The organism is Massilia sp. (genome assembly GCF_032106685.1).
Lineage (GTDB): Bacteria > Pseudomonadota > Gammaproteobacteria > Burkholderiales > Burkholderiaceae_D > Telluria.
In genome coordinates, this window is record NZ_DAMCPG010000021.1 from 1 (window position 1) to 18985 (window position 18985).

The following is an 18985-nucleotide window of genomic DNA, read 5'->3' on the forward strand; positions in this document are numbered from 1 at the left end:
CTCACCCGCGTGGCGGGCGAGAACGTCGGCAGCTATGCCATCGACGCCAGCGCCAGCCAGAACTACGCGCTGAGCGTGAACGGCGGCACCCTGAACATTGCGCCGCGCGCGCTGACCGTCGCGGTCGAGAACGCCGCCAAGGTCTACGGCGACGCCGATCCGACCCTGGGCTACCGCATCGTCGGCGGCCAGCTGGTCGGCAGCGACACCCTGAACGGCAACCTTACCCGCGCGGCGGGCGAGAACGTCGGCAGCTACGCCATCGACGCGTCGCGGCTCGCCAACGGCAACTACGTCCTGACCGTCAACAACGGCGCGCTCTCGATCACGCCGCGCCCGATCGCCGTCGCCGCGAACGACGCCGCCAAGCAGGCCGGCGCGCTCGACCCGCAACTGAGCTGGCGCCTGGCGGGCGGCAGCCTGGTCGGCGCAGACACGCTCGACGGCCAGCTGGCGCGCGCGCCCGGCGAAGGCGCCGGCAGCTATGCGATCGGCCAGGGCACGCTCGGCAACGCCAACTACGCGATCGCCTTCACCGGCGGCCAGCTGAACATCGCTCCGGCGCCGGTCGCGGTTGAACCTGCTCCAGCTCCGGCCCCAGCGCCGGTGCCCGTGGAACCGACACCACCGGCGCCGCCAGCGCCGGTAACGCGCGTCGCCGTCAACGCCTCGGCCTACACCAACATCGTGCCGGAACTCGTTCCACCGACCGTGGGCGCCCTCTCCTACGTGGCCGTCGCCGGTACCGACAAGACCGATGGCCAGGGCGCCGAAGGCGAGGAATCGATCGGCATGCGGCGCGCCGCCTCGCACGCGCCCACTTCCGGCCGCGACGTCAAGTTCCTCGACGTGATGGTGGTTTCGGGCGGCATCAACACCCGCGGCGACGCCGCACCGGGCGAATGACGCCCCCCGACATTGAACGCATTCTCATGATGATGATGAAAACACTCCCACGACTCCTGCCGGCCGCGCTGCTGGTGCTCGCCGCCCATCCGGCCGGCGCCCAACAGCTGAGCACCCAGCTGCCGCCCGACGCCGGCCGCCTGCTGCAGGAAAACACCCAGCCCGCGCTGCAGGCGCCGAAACCCGCCCAGGGCGTCGCCGTCGAAACGCCAGCCCGTCCCGGCACGCCCGGCGGCATCAAGGTCACCCTGAAGCAGGTCGCGATCGAAGGCAATACCGTCCTCGACGAGGCCACGCTGCTGGCCAGCCTCGGCGACGTCACCGGCAAGGACTTCGATTTCGCCGGCCTGGACCGCCTGGCCGCGCGCATCAGCGAACGCTACCAGGCGGCCGGCTACCCATTTGCGCGCGCCGTGCTGCCGCAGCAGGATTTAAGCAGCGGCCAGCTGCGCATCCGCGTCATCGAGGGCCGCTACGGCAGGATCGCCGCCGCCGGTGCGCGGGAGCTGATCGAGGATGCCCAGGGCTTCCTCGATTACCTGACGCCAGGCGCGCAGATCGAAAGCAGCCAGCTCGAGCGCGTCACCCTGATCCTCGACGACCAGCCAGGCATCAAGACCACGCCAACCATCCGTCCCGGCAAGGCCTACGGCACCGGCGACCTGATCGTCGACGTCCAGCGCGAGCAACCCTACAGCGGCGAAGTGGCGATCGACAACCACGGCAACCGCCATACCGGACGCCAGCGCCTGCGCGCCGGCTTCGAACTGAACAGCCCTTTCCGCTTCGGCGACCAGATCGCGGTCCAGGCATTAGTCACCAACGAGAAGATGTGGTTCGGCGCGCTGGCCTACAGCCTGCCGGTCGGCTCCTCGGGCCTGCGCGGCCGCATCGGCGTCACGCATTCCTACTACACGCTGGCGGGCGACTTCGCTGCGCTCGACGCCACCGGTACCGCGGACATCGCCAGCGCCGGCCTGTCCTATCCGCTGGTGCGCTCGCAGCGGCGCAACCTGAGCCTGTCCGGCCAGTTCGAGCGCAAGCGCCTGAACGACCGCCAGGGCGCGCTCGACAGCGAAAACGACAAGTCGAGCAAGGTGTTCAGCGCCGCCCTGAACTTCGACGCGCGCGACGAATTCATCCGCACCGGCGTGACCTTCGGCGCGCTGCGCTGGAGCAGCGGCGACCTGCGCCTGGACGATGCGCTCGGCGTGGCCGACCTGGCCAGCGCGCGCAGCGCCGGCCGCTTCCGCAAGATCAACCTCGATCTCGCCCGTATCCAGGCGCTGAGCGAGCACGTCGATCTGTACGGCCGCCTGTCGCGCCAGTGGGCGTCGAAGAACCTGGATTCGTCCGAGAAGTTCGGTCTCGCCGGCGCCTATGGCGTGCGCGCCTATCCGAGCGGCGAAGGCTTCGGCGACTCGGGCGCCATCGGCCAGGTCGAGCTGCGCTACACGAAGTACGCGACCGCGCCCTACCTGTTCTATGACGCCGGCAAGGTCACGCTGAACCGCAAGCCGTGGAGCGGCGAGACCAACAAGCGCAGCCTGGCTGGCGCCGGCATCGGCGCGCGCTACCACCGCGGCGACTGGTACGGCAACCTGGCGGTCGCCTGGCGCGGCCGCGGCGGCACACCGCAGTCGGATGCGCACGCGGATTCGCCGCTGGTGCTGGCGGACCTGCAATACCGCTTTTGATCAAAAAACCGCCGGTCTCCCGGCGGCGTTCCAGTAGCGTGGGCACTCCGTGCCCACGCGTTACGGGCGCATCCTTGCCGCGTCGGCTGGCGCTGATCGCCCGCCGACTTCCACCTTGGCCCGGCTTGCGTCCCGTGGCGGGACTCTCCCTTTCTACGCTTTCGCCAGGCGCATCTGGCTCAGCTCCCCCGTCAGGTAACCGACCGCGGACCCGAACTTGTCCTTGTAGTTCGCGCGCACCAGCGGATCGAGCGTGGCTTTCACGTTGTTGTGGATGCCGCCCCAGTCGCCCGCGTGCTGGAAGTTGCTCATGATGTAGGTCCAGCCATTCAGTTCATCGACCGCGTGCAGACCGGTCGACTCGCCGCCGGCCGGGATCGACATGATGCGCGCGAGCTGTTTGGTGTCGACGTTGTAGGCCCACAGGAAGTTGTTGACGTGCTGGCCGCTGTCTTCGCCGATGAACAGGGTGCGCAGCTTTTCCGAGAACTTCAGGTTGTCCGGGTTGCCGATCCTGTTCGGGTTGGCGGTATTGCCCAGCGCATCGGCGGTGATGTCCTCGCCCGTGATCAGGGCCTTGATATCGACCGGCATCCACTCGCTGTTGATGGCCGCGCCGTTCACGTCCTTCTGTCCACCCTTGAGGTTCAGCGCCATCACCGCGCCGGCGTTCAGCGCCTTCGGGATCGCCACGCCGTTGCCGGCCACGTTCAGCTTGTTCCCGGCGACCATCGAAGACTGGCAGTTCTGCAGCGCCGAGTACGCGATCTTGTCCTTGGCGTTGACGGTCGTGCCTTCCATCTTGGTGAAGCCCATCGAGGCGCCGACCAGGGCGGCGTAGCGGTGGGTCTCGAGGAAGGCGGCGGCCTTCTCCATGCCCGGCATGAGCTTGATCCACTCGACGGCGCCGTTCGCGACCACCTGCTTGAACGACACGTCCTGCGGGTCGACGGTGCGCACGTCCATGATGTCCGTCGGCTTGACGGTCGCGGCCAGCTGGCGGATCTCGGCGCTGGTAGCCGCGCCGAGCTTGATCCAGCTGAGCGGAGCGGCGGCGCCGGCCGGATCGATCGAGAAGCCGGCGCCGACCTTGGCCACGTACAGGGTGCCCGACGACAGGTCCTTTTCCTTGTCGGCGACGAACACGAAGTAGCCGCTGTTGGTGGCGTCGTCGCCCATCAGCACGGTGCGCTGGTCCGGCATCACCTGCACCAGCTCGTGCGAGATGCGGCCCATGCAGTAGTGCTTCTTGATCGAGGCGGTGCCGTCCGGATTGACCGTCACTTCCGGCATGTGGCCGTAGTTGTAGGGGTTGGCCGCGGTCTCGCTGCCGTACAGGTTCTTGCTGAAGGCCTTGAACTGCGAATCCGACGCGGCGGTGAAGGCGTTCGGCTCGTACTCCTCGCTCGACAGGTGGGTGCCCCAGGGCGAGAGGCTGGCGCCGCAGGTGATCCACAGGCCTTCGACGCCGGAGGTGTCGACGTTGTGGTACTTCACCAGGCTCAATTTGCCGGTGGTCTGGTCCTGGTCCAGGGTCAGCACCGCGATCGGCGACGGCAGGCGGCCGTACATGCCGGTGACGCCGTCCTGGGCCAGCGTGGTGTATTCGAACTGCACCACGGCGAAGACCGGTTTGCCCTTCACGCCCGCCACGTTCGCGTTCGGCACCGACAGCAGCGAAGTGCCGTCCGGCGAATCCGAGAAGAACTGGCGCTCCTTGCCGGGCACGGTGGTGTCGATGATCGGCTGGTTCTTGATGTTGTAGTAGCCGCCGGCGAGGACGGTGCCGCCGGCGCCGTTCGGGACCATGTCGCCGGTGATGAAGAAAGGTTTATAGGACAGCTTGAAATCGAGCTTGCTGCTGTCGCTGAAGTTCACGGTCATGGTGGAACCGACTGTGGTGGTGGCCATCGCGGCGGGGTTCGCCAGGGTCGGCGCGTCCATCGAGCTGAAGGTGACGCTCGCCAGGGTGACCGGCACCACCGGCGGGACCGGGGTCACGGCCACCGGCGTGCCGTCGTTGTTGTCGCCACCGCAGCCGGCCAGCAGCGAAGCGGTCGCAAAGCCACCCAGCGGCAGCATCGGGGCGGCGCCCAGCATGCGCAGCAGGCGGCGGCGGGACAGTTCAGGGGTCGAATTCATGCGTCGTTTCTCCAGTTGGTGGTGGGCACCGCGAATGCTGTGCTGATGGAGGCGCAGAATAGCGGGGCCTTATGTCACGTTCATGACAAGGGCCACGCCTTGCTCCCATTGCCATGCACATGACGGGAGCAGGTTTTGTTGGCATAATTTGTTGCTAACAAGCAAAATATCAGCTGCATCAGCAGCGCCGCAGTTTCGCCCCCACCACTGGAAAAATATGTACAAGCTTCTTGCTGCCCTTCTTTGCGTCCCCCTGTTGGCCGCTTGCACCAAAGAACCACCGAAATGCTCGGATCCCGCGACGCTCACCCTCGTCAAGCAAATCCTGCTCGACAAGCTTGGCGTGAATGAGGCCGACAGGGAAAAGATTGGCGTGGAGCTGCTCTATGCCATCTTGAGCCTGGAAAATCCTCGCTCCTCGGCATATGACGAGAAAATCAAGAAGCTGAGTTGCGAGGCCACGCTCATCGTGAAAAGCAATGATGAAGCAGGAAACACTTATCAGCTTCCGCTCGATTTCGAGTCCCAACTCGACGACAAGGGAGACCATATCGTCGCCGTGAAGGGCGTGATGATTGGCGATCTGCGCCAGGTCGATCAGTATGTTGGAGCAGCAATCGTCAATGCGAGGAAAAAGGCCGGCGTCGCGGAATCCGTTGTTACGCCACCCGAGACGGCGGCGGCCGAGCCGGCACCCGCCGGAGGCACTGAGCCGGAACAGCCCGCCGAAGCGTCCACCGAAACGTCCACCGACGTGCCGGATACTGTCGAAAAGTCAGGCGTATGCAAGGGCCTCGACCTGGCAATCAACGTGGAGCAATCAGAATGCTTGAGCCGAAAGTTCACGATCGCCGACAAAACATTGAACGACGAATACAAGCGTGTGATGGCAAGCTTGCCCGCAGAGCGGCAGGCCGAGTTAAGGGGCAGTCAACGCGCATGGATCAAGGAAAAGGACCAGAAATGCGCGCAGGCCGGTGATGAATTCGAAGGCGGCACGCTACAACCTATCGTCATTGCCGACTGCGAAGTCCGGATGACGGATGAGCGGAGCAAGTTCCTGGCAAACTACCAATAAGTCGCCGCCATGGCGCGGCGGACATCATAAAGAAAAAACCCCGTCACGACTGCGTGACGGGGTTGTTCGATTGTGCCGGCGCTCTGGAGCGCCTGGCGTCAGACGTTGAACAGGAAGTTCAACACATCCCCATCCTTGACGATGTACTCCTTGCCCTCCGCCCGCATCTTGCCCGCTTCCTTCGCGCCCGCTTCGCCCTTGTAGGCGATGTAGTCGTCGAACGAAATGGTCTGCGCGCGAATGAAGCCGCGCTCGAAGTCGGTGTGGATCACGCCGGCTGCCTGCGGGGCGGTGGCGCCGACCTTCACGGTCCAGGCGCGCACTTCCTTGACGCCGGCGGTGAAGTAGGTCTGCAGGCCGAGCAGTTTATAGGCGGCGCGGATCAGGCGGTCCAGGCCTGGCTCTTCCATGCCCATGTCGGCCAGGAAGGCGGCCTTGTCGGCGTCGTCCAGGTCGGCGATTTCCGATTCGATGGCGGCGCTGATCGCGACGATCGGGGCGTTCTGCTTCTTGGCGAACTCGGTCAGCTGGTCCAGCAGCGGGTTATTCGTGAAACCGGTGTCCGAGACGTTGGCGACGTACATCGCCGGCTTGGCGGTGATCAGGTGCAGCTCCTTGATCAACGCCATCTCGTCGGCGTCCAGGCCCAGGGTACGGACCGGCTGGCCTTCGTTCAGGTGCGGCAGCATGCGTTCGCACAGGGCGACCAGCTTGGCGGCGTCCTTGTCGCCCGAACGGGCCTTCTTGTTCTCGCGATGGATCGCCTTTTCGACGGCGCCCAGGTCGGCCAGGGCCAGCTCGGTCTGGATCACTTCGATGTCGTCGATCGGGCTGACTTTGCCGGCGACGTGGATGACGTTCGGGTCTTCGAAGCAGCGCACCACGTTGACGATGGCGTCGGTCTCGCGGATGTGCGACAGGAACTGGTTGCCCAGGCCCTCGCCCTTCGAGGCGCCTGCCACCAGGCCGGCGATGTCGACGAATTCGACGATGGCCGGGACGATGCGCTCCGGCTTGACGATCTCGGCCAGCTGGGCCATGCGCGGATCGGGCACCTCGACCACGCCGACGTTCGGCTCGATGGTGCAGAACGGATAGTTTTCAGCCGGGATGCCGGCCTTGGTCAGCGCGTTGAACAGGGTGGACTTGCCGACGTTGGGCAGGCCGACGATGCCGCATTGGAGACTCATGGGAATTCTTTCTCTCGATGATGATGGAGCTGCGTGCAACAGCTCGGAAACCCCGCATTGTAACCCGGGAGGCGGGCGAATGCCGCAAAAACAGGCGCGCATGACGCGCTCGCAACATGCGCCGGCGGCCCTGGATTGCTTAGATCGCGCGCAGGCGCGACAGGTCCGGCCGCTCGACGAAGGCGGCCAGTTCGTCGCGCAGGCGCTGGCCCTCCCCCATCGCCTGCAACCATGCGCGCACGCGCGCGTCGTGGTCCAGCCCATGGAACTTGAAGTCGGCGCGGTCAGGCAGCTTGGCGCGCGGCAGAGTCTTGATGAATTCCTGCGACGGCGAGACGATCAGGACGTTGTCGAGCCATCCGCGATTCGGGCCGCGTGCGCAGCGGCGCCAGGGCATGGCCTTGTCCAGCCAGCCGGGCACGATGTGCTCGTTGAAGTGCGGGTAGAACACGATAGCGTCCGGGTCCTGGGCCTCGATGCAGGCGTAGGGCAGCGCGAGGTGGTAGTCGATGATGCCGCCGTCCCAGTAATGGCCGGCGGGCGCGCCCAGGATGTTCGTCACCGGCTGCATGATCAGCGGCAGCGTGCCCGAGGCGAGCAGGCTGGCGGCCAGGTTCTCGCGCGTCAGCGTGGCGAAATGGGTGGTGAAGCTGTCGAAGCGCTCGCGCAGCCAGGGCAGGCCGTCGCGCGCATCGCCGATCACGACGCGCTCGAGCATGCCGGCCAAACGCGCGCGCGAAGCAACATTGGTCAGCGCCGCGGCGGCGAAGCCGCGCATCTCGGCGCGCCGGTGCGCGGGCGCGGCCAAGGCGCCCTTGCCGCGCACCGCCAGCAGGTGCAGGCGGTGATGGGGATGGCCGAGGATGTCGTCCTCGTGGCCGCCGGCGAATTCGCGCAGCAGCTCCTGCACCACGGCGTTGATCTGCTGGGGGCTGGGCTTGGTGCTGGTGTAGCGCTGGCCGGCGTACAGCGCGCCCAGGCGCTCGGAGGCGCGCACCGGGTCGCGCTGGCAGGCGGCAGCCATGCGCCAGGCGCCGATCGAGGAACCGATCAGGGTGCGTACGCGCGGGCTTTGCGGCAGCCATTCGCCGAAGACGTACTGGTCGAGGGACTGGAAGATCAGGCCCTTGGGGCCGCCGGCGGCGGCGGGGATGACGGCGACGTCCCCGGCGCGCAGGCCGTGCGCGCGGATACGGGCCAGGGCCCGGGGGCCGGCGTGGAAGTTGAGTGCGCTCATCCTGGGAATTATCGCAGGACGGGGCGGTTTGCGCAGGTTGCGGCAGGGTCGGGCGTTTCGATATGCAGGTGCCGTACCGCGTGGGCACAGGTGCCCACCCTACGCAAACCCGTCAGGCCGTATGCAGCTGCATCGTCGCGGCGTCGAGTTTTCCTTCGACGGCCAGCGGGATGATGCGCAGCGCCTTGTCGATCGATTCCTCGATCGGGCCCTGCTCTTCGCGGCGCGGGCGGTGCAGGACGAAGTCGGCCACGCCCTGCTGCAGGTTCAGGCTGCGCGGGTGGCCGATGCCGATGCGCAGGCGCCAGTAGTCCTGGGTGCCGAGCGCGGCGGTGATGTCCTTCAGGCCGTTGTGGCCGCCCGAGGAACCGCCCTTCTTCAATTTGGCGACGCCCGGCAGCAGGTCGAGCTCGTCGTGCACGACCAGCACCTCGTCCGGGTTGATCTTGTAGAAGCGCGCCAGCGCGCCGACCGACTGGCCGGAGCGGTTCATGAAGGTCAGCGGTTCGAGCAGCCAGACCTCCTTGCCGGAAATGGATGTTTTCGCCATCAGTGCATTGAAACGGCTCTCGCGTTGCAGGCGGCAGCCCGGCAGGCTGTTGGCGAGGTTGTCGACCAGCCAGAAGCCGGCATTGTGGCGGGTTTGTTCGTATTCTGGGCCAGGGTTGCCGAGGCCGACGATGAGGCGGATGGACATAGCGGTCGCGTCAGGAAAAAGGCGATTATCGCCGAAAACGGGAAAGGATCAGGAAAGAACGGGCAAGGAAACAGCAAAACAAAAAAACCCGCCGCGGCTTGCGCCCCGACGGGTTTTGATTTCGACCGCCCACAAGGAGCGGCGGAAAAATTACTTCTCTTCGCCTTCGGCAGCAGCGGCAGCGCCACGCGGCACGGTCGAGGTGGCGATGGTCAGGTTCTGGCCGTGGGTCAGCGCGGTCACGCCTTCCGGCAGTTTCAGGTCGTTCACGTGGATCGACTGACCGGCTTCCAGGTTGCCCAGGTCGACTTCGATGAACTCAGGCAGCTTGCCCGGCAGGCAGGCGACTTCCAGCTCGTTCATCACGTGCGAGATGACAGCGCTGCTCAGCTTGACGGCTGGCGAGGTCTCGGCGTTGACGAAGTGCAGGGTGACCTTGGTGTGGATCGGCTGCGATGCGTCGACGCGCTGGAAGTCAGCGTGCAGGACCAGTTGCTTGTATGCGTGCATCTGGAAGTCGCGCAGCAGGACTTGCTGGGTCTTGCCTTCGATTTCCATGTCCAGCACGGAACCGTGGAAAGCTTCTTTCTTGAGCGCGTGGAACAACGCGTTGCCGTCCAGGGCGATCAGCTGCGGGGCTTCGGCGCCACCGTAGATGATGCCAGGGGTCTGGCCAGCGTTGCGCAGGCGGCGGCTCGCTCCGGTGCCCTGCAGGGTGCGGTTGAATGCGACTACTTTCATGTAAAACTCCAGTAATAAAGTGTGGGCCCGAATGCCGGGAATGATTCCCGGCCCGCGCCCGGTAAATGCCTGCCCCCGCGACCAGGGACAGGCGGCGATTGAGCGCTGACTGCGCACTCAAGAATTCCGATATTTTTACGGCACAACGGCGCGCCGGCTGTTCAGCCTGGCGCGCCGCGGTTTGATGCGTGTATTGCTTAGTCGACGAACAGCGACATGACCGAGTCGCCCTTGACGATGCGCTTGAAGGTCTCGGCCAGCAGCGGAGCACAGGTCAGCTGGCGGATCTTCGGGCAGGCGGCGCCGGCTTCCGACAGCGGGATGGTGTCGGTGACAACCAGCTCGTCCAGCGGCGAGTTCGAGATGCGGTCGATGGCCGGACCGGACAGCACCGGGTGGGTGCAGTAGGCCACGACTTTCTTGGCGCCGCGCTCTTTCAGCACTTCGGCAGCTTTCGTCAGCGTGCCCGCGGTGTCGACCATGTCGTCCATGATCACGCAGTTACGGCCTTCGACTTCGCCGATGATGTTCATGACTTCCGACACGTTCGCCTTCGGGCGGCGCTTGTCGATGATCGCCAGGTCGCAGCCGAGGCGCTTGGCCAGCGCACGGGCACGCACCACGCCGCCGACGTCGGGCGAGACGACCAGCAGGTCGTCGTACTTCTGCTTCTGCAGGTCGCCCAGCAGGATCGGGGAAGCGTAGATGTTGTCGACCGGGATGTCGAAGAAACCCTGGATCTGGTCGGCGTGCAGGTCCATGATCAGGACGCGCTCGACGCCGGCTTCTTCCAGCATGTTGGCGACGACTTTCGCCGAGATCGCGACACGCGCCGAACGCGGGCGGCGGTCCTGGCGGGCATAGCCGAAGTATGGAATGGCAGCGGTAATGCGGCCAGCCGATGCGCGCTTGAGAGCGTCGACCATCAGCATGATTTCCATCAGGTTATCGTTGGTGGGTGCGCAGGTCGATTGCAGAACGAAGACGTCCTTGCCACGAACGTTCTCGTTGATTTCGACCATTACTTCGCCATCGGAGAACTTCGAGACCACGGCTTTACCGAGAGGAATGCCGAGGTTTTTTGCGACCCCTTCTGCTAGCGCCGGATTGGCATTGCCGGTAAAAACCATCAGGTTTTCGTAAGCCATGGGAGTCCCAGAAAGGTGAGCTTGAACTTGAAAAACAATCAGCCGGATATACCGGCTGATTATGCGTTATGGAGAGCGACCATTTTCGTGCTTTCCTTATTTATCCGCTGGACGCTTGCAGCATCGACAGGCCGGACAAATTGAATGGCAGGGGAACAAGGATTCGAACCTTGGAATGCCGGAATCAAAATCCGGTGCCTTAACCAACTTGGCGATTCCCCTACGCAACCTACAGCTTACCGCAGTGCTCAACTATTGTAACGTCAATCGCTGCGACAGGCAAAATTTTATTCTACAACATACTGTTTTGCAAGAGCTTTTTCATCGGGTGTCGCGCCAGCGATTTTGCTTTCCACGATTTCCAGCTGTCGGGCACTTGCCGCAACACCTGATCCGCTTGAGCTTCGCCGGGCAGCGCGCAAAACACACACGCCCCTGAGCCAGTCATCCTGGCAGCACCGTAACGCCCCAACCACTCGATCGCCTCCCCTACTGCAGGAAACAAGCGGGCCGCTACTGCTTGCAAATCATTTTTCCCGTATGCACTTAACTTATGTGCCTCAGGAAAGTCCGCTATTCTGACGGGTTTTGTGTCCCTTGTCAAATCGGGTGCGGTAAAAATTGCAGGGGTCGGCACCGAGACGCCAGGTTCGATCACCACGTACCAGCAATCCGGGCCGTCCACCGGCTGCATCGCCTCGCCGATCCCTTCCACGAAGGCGGTTTCGCCGTAGAGGAAAAACGGAATGTCGGCGCCCAGCGGCAGGCCGATTGCCATCAGCTCGGCATCGCTGAAACCGCACTGCCACAGGTGGTTCGCCGCCATCAGCGCGGTCGCGGCGTCGGACGAGCCGCCGCCCAGGCCGCCGCCCATCGGCAGGATCTTGTCCAGGCGCACGTCGATGCCGGGTACGGCGCGGCCATGGCGCGTTTGAAACGCCTCGGCCAGGCGGTGCAGCGCGCGCACCACCAGGTCCTGCTCCGCGGGCACGCCGGGCACGTCGTTGATGCGCTGGATGCGGCCATCGTCGCGCAGGTCGAAATCAAGGGTGTCGGCGCGGTCGATCAGTTGAAAGACGCTTTGCAGCAGGTGGTAGCCGTCGGCGCGGCGGCCGACGACGTGCAGGAACAGGTTCAGCTTGGCCGGGGCCGGGCAATGGTGCAGCGACTTCATCAGGCAGCCGGGTTGATGATGATACGGATCTGCAGCTCGCCGCTGGTGGCGGTGGCGCTGCGCTCGGCGTCTATGCGCTGGGGCACTGGCCGTGCGGCTTTCTCATCTTGCCAGGAGACGAAGCGCAGGCGCCAGCCATCCCTGGTGTAGACGCTGTTATTCGCCGGCGACGCGACGAAGCGCGTGCCGTCGGCCGCCGTGGCATAGCCCTGCATCCAGTCGCGCAAGCCGGCCACCGGCAGTGACCAGCCCAGCGCCTGGGACGTCAGGGTATCGATGTCCTCGGCGCTCAGCGGCTCGCGGCCGGCCTGGGTCAGCGTGGCCCCTTGCGGCGTGACGCTGATCTCGGCCAGGGTCTGGCCCAGCGGCGAGGCCAGGCTGACGTCGATGCGGCCCGGCTGTTGCGACCACTCGAAATTGCCCGTGACCGAACCGGGCTGGCCGTCCTTTTCGTAGTTCACCGACAGGCGCCCGCTGAGGTCGATCGTCTCGCGGTAGTCGGCGACAGTGGATTGGGACAGGGGCGCGCTGGCGCAGCCGGCAAGCGCGGCGGCGATGGCGAACAGGGTCAGGCGGCGGGTGATTGGCATCGTTCGGATAGTCGGTAGTCTACAAAAAAGCGCGGCGGGCATGCGCCCGCCGCCGGATTCATGCTGGTTAGAGCCTCTGACAAAACCCGACAGGGCAAGGCGCGTCGTCGAAGACAGTACGAGCGTACGGCGAGACGATGCAACGCAGCCATGGAGGTTTTGTCAGACGCTCTTGATTATTTCACAGCGTGAGGCGCAAGCGCGCCAGGGTACTGCGCAAGGTATCGTTCTGCGGGTCCTTGGCGCGCGCCTCGAGCCAGAGCTTCTGGGCGTCGGCGCGCTTGCCGCGCTGCCACAGCACTTCGCCGAGGTGCACCGCGATCTCCGGATCGCGGCGCAAGCCATAGGCGCGGCGCAGGTGGGCCTCGGCCGCTTCCAGGTTGCCCATGCGGTATTCAACCCAGCCCATGCTGTCCATGATGAAGGGATCTTCCGGCGCCATCGCCAGCGCCTTCACGATCAGCGCGCGCGCCTCCTCCAGGCGCACGTTGCGCTCGGCCAGGGAATAGCCGAGGGCGTTGTAGGCATGGTGGTTGTCCGGCGCCAGGCGCATCACCTCGCGCAGGGCGCGCTCCATTTCCTCGACCTGGCCGGCCTTTTCGGCCAGCAAGGCATAGTCGTACAGCAGGTCGGGATTGGCCGGGAAGCGCTTGGTGGCGGCCTGCATCAATTGATAGGCTTGGCCGGCCTGGCCGGCGTCGCGCAGGATCTGCGCTTCGGCAGCAAGCACCTGGGCCTGGGCGGCAGGATCGGACGGCGCAAGCGAGGCGAGCAGGCGGCGCGCGGCCGGCACGTCGCCGCCCTTGCCGAGCAATTGGGCGCGGCGCAGCTGGGCGCTGAACACGGTCTTCTCGTCGCCCTCGGGCAGTTTATCGAGCCAGCCGACGGCGGCCTGCAGGTCGCCGCGCTCCTCGGCCAGTTGCGACAGGATGAGCAAGGCCCGCGAAGGGTCGCGCTCGTCGTCCGGGTTCCGTCCCAGCACCTCGACGAAACGGGTGAAGTAGCGCTCCGCGCCTGCCGGGTCGTTCAGCTGGGTCGACAGCACGCCCAGCGCGTACAGCGTGGTGACGTTGTCCGGCTGCTGCTGGTCGAGCAACTGGAACTCGCGGCGCGCCGCTTCGTATTGCTTGGCGTTGACCAGGATGCGCGCATGGGCGGCGCGCACTTCGCGCGCATTCGGATTGGTGACCAGGAATTTTTCCAGCAAGGCCGTGGCCTGCTCCTCGCTGTCGCTGGCCTGGGCCAGGGTCAGCATCGCGATCTGCGAGGACGACTGCAGTTCCAGCGCGGCGCGCGCCTGGCGTACGCCCTCCTCCTTGTCGCCGCGCGCCAGCGCGGCCTGGGCCAGCACGACGCGGCCCTCGACGGTGTCGCCATAGGGCGCGACCAGGCGCTCGAGCATGGCGTTGGCTGCTTCCTTGTCCTTGGCGCGCGAGAGCAATTGCTGGACCTGGTACAGCACCACGCCGCGCACCTCGGCCGGGGCGCTTTCCAGGCGCTTGCGGAAGATCGCTTCGGCGTCGGAGATATTGTCGGAGAGGATGACCATCCCCAGATAGTATTGCGTCGCTTCCTCGGATTGCGGATCGAGCTTGCGCCATTCGCGCACCGCGGCCAGGGTATCGTCCTGCTGGCGCGCGGCCAGGGCCATCTCGGCGGCGCGGCGCGCCAGGCGCGGGTCGCGCGTCTGCTGGGCCAGCGCCAGCATCGTCAGGTAGGGACCTTGCCAGTCGCCCTTGCGAAACGCGAACTCGGCGCGCAGCAATTGGTTCAGCAAGGTCGGCGTCAACGCGACCTTGGGCAGGCGCGCCATTTGCGCCGCTTTCTCGGCCTCGGCCGCCGCCTGCTGCTCGGCTTCGCGCGCCTCGGCCATGGCTTGCGGATCGGCGGCTTTCGCCGCGGCCGCCGCTTGCGCAGCGGGCTGCGGTTGCGGCGCCACAGCGCATGCCGCCAGCACACCGGAGAGAGTTACAATGACGAAAGCGTTTTTCAAAGCGTGTCCATATCGGTAACGATGTCCCGATTCTACGCCCAAGCCCTGCAACGCGTCCGCCCCCGCAACACGAATTTACAAGAATTTGTCGAATTTACATGCCTGAACTCCCAGAAGTAGAAGTCACCCGGCGCGGCGTCGCGCCGCACCTGGAAGGCCGCGTGGTCGAGCAGGTCGTGTTCCGTCGCGAGGGCCTGCGCTGGCCCTTCCCCGTCCACATCGCCGACGCGCTGGTCGGCCAGCGCATCGAGCACGTCAAGCGGCGCGGCAAATACCTGCTGCTGGGCTTCGCGAGCGGCACCCTGATCGTCCACCTCGGCATGTCCGGCCACCTGCGCGTACTGCCGCCGGGTATCGAGCTGAAGAAGCACGACCACTTCGACCTGGTCGTCGGCGCCAACGGCGTGCGCCAGGTGCTGCGCCTGCACGATCCGCGCCGCTTCGGCGCCGTGCTCTGGCACGGCATCGACGACGGCGAACTGGAACAGCACATCCTGCTGCGCGGCCTGGGCGTCGAACCGCTCGAGGACAGCTTCTCGGCCGAGCTGCTGTACCGCGCCACGCGCAAGCGCAGCGCCCCGATCAAGCAGGTGCTGCTGGCGGGCGACATCGTGGTCGGCGTCGGCAACATCTACGCCTGCGAAAGCCTGTTCCGGGCCGGGATCAACCCGAAGACACCGGCCTCGCGCATCAGCCGCGCGCGCTACGAGAAACTGGCGCAGGCCATTCGCGACATCCTGGCTGCCGCCATCGTGCAGGGCGGCAGCACATTGCGTGACTTTATTGCCGTAAACGGACAGTCAGGATATTTCCAGCAGACATATTTCGTCTATGATCGTGCTGGAGTGCCTTGCCGCAACTGTGGGGCGCCGATACGCCAGATCAAGCAGGGCCAGCGCTCCACCTTCTACTGCGCGACCTGCCAGCGGTAAGCAACCTGACAAGCGGGCGGAACATGCAACAGATCCAAGAATACGGCGCCTGGCGCGCCGCCATCGCCGATGCGCTGGACACCTATCGCGGCGCGCTGCAGGCGGCCGAACTGGCCGACGCCGCCGCCCTGGCGCGGATCGGCCAGGCCCAGGCGCGGGTGCGCGACGACCGGCTGTCGATCGCCTTCGTGGCCGAATTCTCGCGCGGCAAATCCGAGCTGATCAACGCGATCTTCTTCGCCGACTACGGCCAGCGCATCCTGCCGTCGGCCGCCGGGCGCACCACCATGTGCCCGACCGAGCTGCTGTACGACGCCGCCTTCGATCCCTGCATCCGCCTGCTGCCGATCGAGACCCGCGCCAGCACGCTCTCGACCGGCGACTACCGCGACGATCCGGCCGCCTGGACCGTGCTGCCGCTCGACCTCGGCGACCCCGAACGCATGCGCGACGCCTTCCGCCAGGTCAGCCTGACGCGCCGCGTGCCCGCCGAGGAAGCCCAGCGCTACGGCTTGTACGACCCGCAGGACCCGGAGCACGCCGACGCGTGCGCAGCCGACGGCACGGTCGAGATCCCGCAGTGGCGCCACGCCCTGATCAACCTGCCGCACCCGCTGCTCAAGCAGGGCCTGGTGATCCTCGACACGCCGGGCCTGAACGCGATCGGCACCGAGCCGGAACTGACGCTGAACCTGATCCCGAACGCGCACGCGGTGCTGTTCGTGCTGGCCGCCGAGACTGGCGTCACGCGCAGCGACATCGAGGTCTGGCGCACCCACATCGGCGCCGGGTCGGGACGCATCGTGGTGCTGAACAAGATCGACGCCATGTGGGATCCCCTCAAGAACGAGGCCGACAACGAAGCCGAGCTCGCGCGCCAGCGGCAGGACGTCGCCCGCCAGCTCGGCCTGGAAGTCGGACAGGTGTATCCGGTCTCGGCGCAGCAGGCGCTGGTCGGGCGCATCCAGGGCGACATGGACTTGTTCGAGCGCAGCCGCGTCGGCGCGCTGGAAACGGCCCTGCTGCAGGGCCTGGTGCCGCAGAAGAAGGCGATCCTGTCGCGCCAGCTGCGCGAGGACCTCGCCGCGCTGGAGACCGCGCTGGCCGGGGCGCTGGCGGCGCGCATGCGCGACCTGGTCGAGCAGCTGCAGGAACTGAAAAGCCTGCGCGGCAAGAACCAGGCGGTGCTGTCCCTGATGATGCGCCGCATCGAGGCCGAGCGGAAGGATTTCGACGCCGGCCTGCTGCGTTTGCAGGACGCGCGCACGCGCTTCGCCGCGCTGTCGACCCAGCTGTACTCCCTCCTCGGCCTGGACGCCGTGCAGCGCCAGGCCGAGGCCGTGCGCCTGGCGCTGCAGGCCGCGCGTTTCGCGACCGGCATGCGCGCGCCGGTGCGCACGTTCTTCGACGAGGCGCGCGCGGCGCTGGACGCGGCCGAAGCGAAGGTCGGCGAGATCGGCGCCACGACCGAGGCCATGGTGCGCGGCTTCGCGGCCGAGCACGGCCTGACCCTGTCGGCGCCGCCCGGCCTGAGCCTGGCGCGCTACCGCGCCGAGATCGACGCCATCGAGGCGCTCTACGCGAAACAGTTCGGCACCGCCACCCTGCTCATGACCAGCCGGGCGACGCTGATGGAACGCTTCTTCGATTCGATCGCCTCGCGCGTGCGGCGCACCTTCCGCGCCGCAAACGGCGACGTCGAAGCCTGGCTGAAGGTGATCATGGCGCCGCTCGAAACCCAGATCCGCCAGCACAAGGAGCAGTTGCGCCACCGCCTGGCCTCGATCCAGCGCATCCACGACGCGACCGACAGCCTGGAACAGAAGATCGCCGCCTTCGAGGCGCGCCAGGACGAACTGCAGCGCCAGCGCCGCGCGGTGCTGGACCTGGGCGCGGCCGTCGGCGCGGCGCTCGACGAACCCGCCCTGCTGGAAGCCGCATAGACACTACATGAAACGCTTGACCGAATTCGACGACCTGATCGACCCGACCTTTTCCGACGCCGTGATCGCCTGGCAGCGCGCGCATGGCCGCCACACGCTCCCCTGGCAGAACACGCGCGACGCCTACCGCGTCTGGCTGTCCGAGATCATGCTGCAGCAAACTCAGGTGGCGGCGGTGCTGGGCTACTACGCGCGCTTCCTCGCGCGCTTCCCGACCGTGCAGGCGCTGGCCGAGGCGCCGATCGAGGACGTGATGGCGCACTGGAGCGGCCTGGGCTACTACACCCGCGCGCGCAACCTGCACGCCTGCGCCCAGCGCGTGGTGAACGAGTACGGCGGGGTGTTCCCGAGCGATCCGGCCCTGCTCGCCGACCTGCCCGGGATCGGCCGTTCCACTGCGGCCGCCATCACCGCGTTCTCGAACGGCACCCGCGCCGCTATCCTCGACGGCAACGTGAAACGCGTGTTCGCGCGCGTGTTCGGCGTCGACCAGTACCCGGGCGAGAAACGCGTGGAAGAGGCATTGTGGCGGCGCGCCGACGCCCTGTTGCCGGTCGAGGGCATCGAGTCCTACACGCAGGGCCTGATGGACCTTGGCGCCACACTGTGCACGCGCTCGAAGCCCGAGTGCGGCCGCTGCCCGCTGCAGGCGCGCTGCGTCGCGTTCGCCACGAACCGCACGGCCGAACTGCCGGTGCGCAAACCGAAGAAGGCCACGCCCGAGAAGCGCGCCGATTTGCTGGTCGTCGTGCACGACGGTGAAGTACTGCTCGAGCAGCGGCCCGGCAGCGGGATCTGGGGCGGCCTGCTGTCGCTGCCCGAGGTCGAGGGGCATGTGGCGCTGGGCGATGCGTCTCCCGCGCTGATGGCGCCGGCAAGCCTGGCCGGGGCGTTCGCGCGCTTCGGCGAAGTCGAGGAAGCGCAGGCCCTGCTGCCGCTGGTGCACGTGTTCACGCACTACAAATTGCACATCTTCCCGCACAAGCTGACCTTGGCCGCGCGGCCGGCGGCGCCGGAAGGATTCGTGTGGTGGAAACTGGCGGCGATCGACGAGGCAGCCTTGCCGGCGCCGGTCAAGAAGCTGCTCGGAGAACTCGCCAGGCCCAGCCTGTTCTCGTAGGGTGGGTTCTTGAACCCACCGCCCCGGCCGTTCGCATCATGCTACCGCCCGGTGGGTTCGAGAACCCACCCTACCGGGTTTTGTAGGGTGGGCTCCTGAGCCCACGCGGTCTCACCGGTTGCATCGCGACGCCATTCATCGGTGACGCTGGTGGTCGGGACGCGCACCATACAGCGTGGACACAGGTGTCCACCCTACGAAACGCGCGCGGCCCAGCCTGTTCTCGTAGGGTGGGTTCTTGAACCCACCGCCTCCGCCGTTTGCATCCTGCTACCGCCCGGTGGGTTCGAGAACCCACCCTACCGGGGTTGCGTAGGGTGGGCTCCTGAGCCCACGCGGTCTCACCGGTTGCATCGCGACGCCTTTCATCGGTGACGCTGGTGGCCGGGACACGCAC

The 18985-nt window shown here is 66.3% G+C and carries 15 protein-coding genes and 1 tRNA gene; 6 read left to right on the forward strand and 10 right to left on the reverse strand.

From position 1 onward, the window contains the following. The coding region (locus RT688_RS13065; RefSeq protein WP_313705317.1) for an MBG domain-containing protein at positions 1-906 on the forward strand (906 nt) is incomplete at its 5' end. Between the two features lie 35 nt (positions 907-941). Beyond that, a complete protein-coding gene (locus RT688_RS13070; RefSeq protein WP_313705318.1) occupies positions 942-2603 on the forward strand; it encodes a ShlB/FhaC/HecB family hemolysin secretion/activation protein in 1662 nt (553 codons plus the stop codon). Between the two features lie 153 nt (positions 2604-2756). Here RT688_RS13070 and RT688_RS13075 read toward each other — a convergent pair whose 3' ends face one another. Continuing rightward, positions 2757-4745 carry an alkaline phosphatase PhoX gene (locus RT688_RS13075; protein ID WP_313705319.1) on the reverse strand — a complete coding sequence of 663 codons (1989 nt, stop codon included), beginning with the start codon at positions 4743-4745 and terminating at the stop codon, positions 2757-2759. 217 nt (positions 4746-4962) lie between these two features. On the opposite strand from RT688_RS13075, the gene RT688_RS13080 reads away from it, so the two are divergent. Beyond that, positions 4963-5823, forward strand: a complete 861-nt coding sequence (locus RT688_RS13080) for a lysozyme inhibitor LprI family protein (RefSeq protein ID WP_313705320.1) — start codon at positions 4963-4965, stop codon at positions 5821-5823. A gap of 98 nt (positions 5824-5921) precedes the next feature. On the opposite strand, the gene ychF is transcribed toward RT688_RS13080, so the two are convergent. The 9 genes from ychF to RT688_RS13125 form a co-directional block, all read right to left on the reverse strand. Then, positions 5922-7013: a redox-regulated ATPase YchF gene (gene ychF, locus RT688_RS13085; RefSeq protein ID WP_313705321.1), complete on the reverse strand. Its 1092-nt coding sequence runs from the start codon at positions 7011-7013 to the stop codon at positions 5922-5924. 139 nt (positions 7014-7152) lie between these two features. Next, positions 7153-8250, reverse strand: coding sequence for a patatin-like phospholipase family protein (locus tag RT688_RS13090; protein ID WP_313705322.1), 1098 nt, complete (start codon positions 8248-8250; stop codon positions 7153-7155). Between the two features lie 112 nt (positions 8251-8362). Further along, complete coding sequence (gene pth / locus RT688_RS13095) at positions 8363-8947, reverse strand: aminoacyl-tRNA hydrolase (RefSeq protein WP_313705323.1); 585 nt, start codon at positions 8945-8947, stop codon at positions 8363-8365. Between the two features lie 150 nt (positions 8948-9097). Next, a complete protein-coding gene (locus RT688_RS13100; RefSeq protein WP_313705324.1) occupies positions 9098-9688 on the reverse strand; it encodes a 50S ribosomal protein L25/general stress protein Ctc in 591 nt (196 codons plus the stop codon). A gap of 197 nt (positions 9689-9885) precedes the next feature. Further along, positions 9886-10836, reverse strand: a complete 951-nt coding sequence (locus tag RT688_RS13105) for a ribose-phosphate pyrophosphokinase (RefSeq protein ID WP_313705325.1) — start codon at positions 10834-10836, stop codon at positions 9886-9888. Positions 10837-10981: 145 nt separating this feature from the next. After that, positions 10982-11058 (reverse strand) — tRNA-Gln (locus tag RT688_RS13110). A gap of 70 nt (positions 11059-11128) precedes the next feature. After that, positions 11129-12010, reverse strand: coding sequence for a 4-(cytidine 5'-diphospho)-2-C-methyl-D-erythritol kinase (gene ispE, locus RT688_RS13115; RefSeq protein ID WP_313705326.1), 882 nt, complete (start codon positions 12008-12010; stop codon positions 11129-11131). Beyond that, entirely contained in the window at positions 12010-12600 is a 591-nt protein-coding gene (locus tag RT688_RS13120; protein WP_313705327.1) for an outer membrane lipoprotein LolB, read from the reverse strand. The genes ispE and RT688_RS13120 overlap by 1 nt, the downstream gene beginning before the upstream one ends. 181 nt (positions 12601-12781) lie before the next feature. After that, the gene (locus RT688_RS13125; RefSeq protein ID WP_313705328.1) at positions 12782-14539 is read right to left on the reverse strand and encodes a tetratricopeptide repeat protein; all 1758 of its coding nucleotides are present in this window, start codon (positions 14537-14539) and stop codon (positions 12782-12784) included. 152 nt (positions 14540-14691) lie between these two features. On the opposite strand from RT688_RS13125, the gene mutM reads away from it, so the two are divergent. Genes mutM through mutY form a run of 3 tightly spaced genes read left to right on the forward strand, consistent with a single transcriptional unit; the run spans position 14692 to position 18588 of the window. Next, positions 14692-15525 carry a bifunctional DNA-formamidopyrimidine glycosylase/DNA-(apurinic or apyrimidinic site) lyase gene (mutM, locus tag RT688_RS13130; protein WP_313705329.1) on the forward strand — a complete coding sequence of 278 codons (834 nt, stop codon included), beginning with the start codon at positions 14692-14694 and terminating at the stop codon, positions 15523-15525. 23 nt (positions 15526-15548) lie between these two features. Then, positions 15549-17468, forward strand: coding sequence for a dynamin family protein (locus RT688_RS13135; protein ID WP_313705330.1), 1920 nt, complete (start codon positions 15549-15551; stop codon positions 17466-17468). Positions 17469-17475: 7 nt separating this feature from the next. Next, complete coding sequence (mutY, locus tag RT688_RS13140; protein WP_313705331.1) at positions 17476-18588, forward strand: A/G-specific adenine glycosylase; 1113 nt, start codon at positions 17476-17478, stop codon at positions 18586-18588. The last annotated feature ends 397 nt before the right edge of the window (positions 18589-18985 follow it).

What these genes read in the sequence shown, in the direction of transcription:
- RT688_RS13070 (WP_313705318.1), top strand. Translation starts at nt 942, where the DNA reads ATGAAAACACTCCCACGACTCCTGCCGGCCGCGCTGCTGGTGCTCGCC.
- RT688_RS13075 (WP_313705319.1), bottom strand. Translation starts at nt 4,745, where the DNA reads ATGAATTCGACCCCTGAACTGTCCCGCCGCCGCCTGCTGCGCATGCTG.
- RT688_RS13080 (WP_313705320.1), top strand. Translation starts at nt 4,963, where the DNA reads ATGTACAAGCTTCTTGCTGCCCTTCTTTGCGTCCCCCTGTTGGCCGCT.
- ychF (WP_313705321.1), bottom strand. Translation starts at nt 7,013, where the DNA reads ATGAGTCTCCAATGCGGCATCGTCGGCCTGCCCAACGTCGGCAAGTCC.
- RT688_RS13090 (WP_313705322.1), bottom strand. Translation starts at nt 8,250, where the DNA reads ATGAGCGCACTCAACTTCCACGCCGGCCCCCGGGCCCTGGCCCGTATC.
- pth (WP_313705323.1), bottom strand. Translation starts at nt 8,947, where the DNA reads ATGTCCATCCGCCTCATCGTCGGCCTCGGCAACCCTGGCCCAGAATAC.
- RT688_RS13100 (WP_313705324.1), bottom strand. Translation starts at nt 9,688, where the DNA reads ATGAAAGTAGTCGCATTCAACCGCACCCTGCAGGGCACCGGAGCGAGC.
- RT688_RS13105 (WP_313705325.1), bottom strand. Translation starts at nt 10,836, where the DNA reads ATGGCTTACGAAAACCTGATGGTTTTTACCGGCAATGCCAATCCGGCG.
- ispE (WP_313705326.1), bottom strand. Translation starts at nt 12,010, where the DNA reads ATGAAGTCGCTGCACCATTGCCCGGCCCCGGCCAAGCTGAACCTGTTC.
- RT688_RS13120 (WP_313705327.1), bottom strand. Translation starts at nt 12,600, where the DNA reads ATGCCAATCACCCGCCGCCTGACCCTGTTCGCCATCGCCGCCGCGCTT.
- mutM (WP_313705329.1), top strand. Translation starts at nt 14,692, where the DNA reads ATGCCTGAACTCCCAGAAGTAGAAGTCACCCGGCGCGGCGTCGCGCCG.
- RT688_RS13135 (WP_313705330.1), top strand. Translation starts at nt 15,549, where the DNA reads ATGCAACAGATCCAAGAATACGGCGCCTGGCGCGCCGCCATCGCCGAT.
- mutY (WP_313705331.1), top strand. Translation starts at nt 17,476, where the DNA reads ATGAAACGCTTGACCGAATTCGACGACCTGATCGACCCGACCTTTTCC.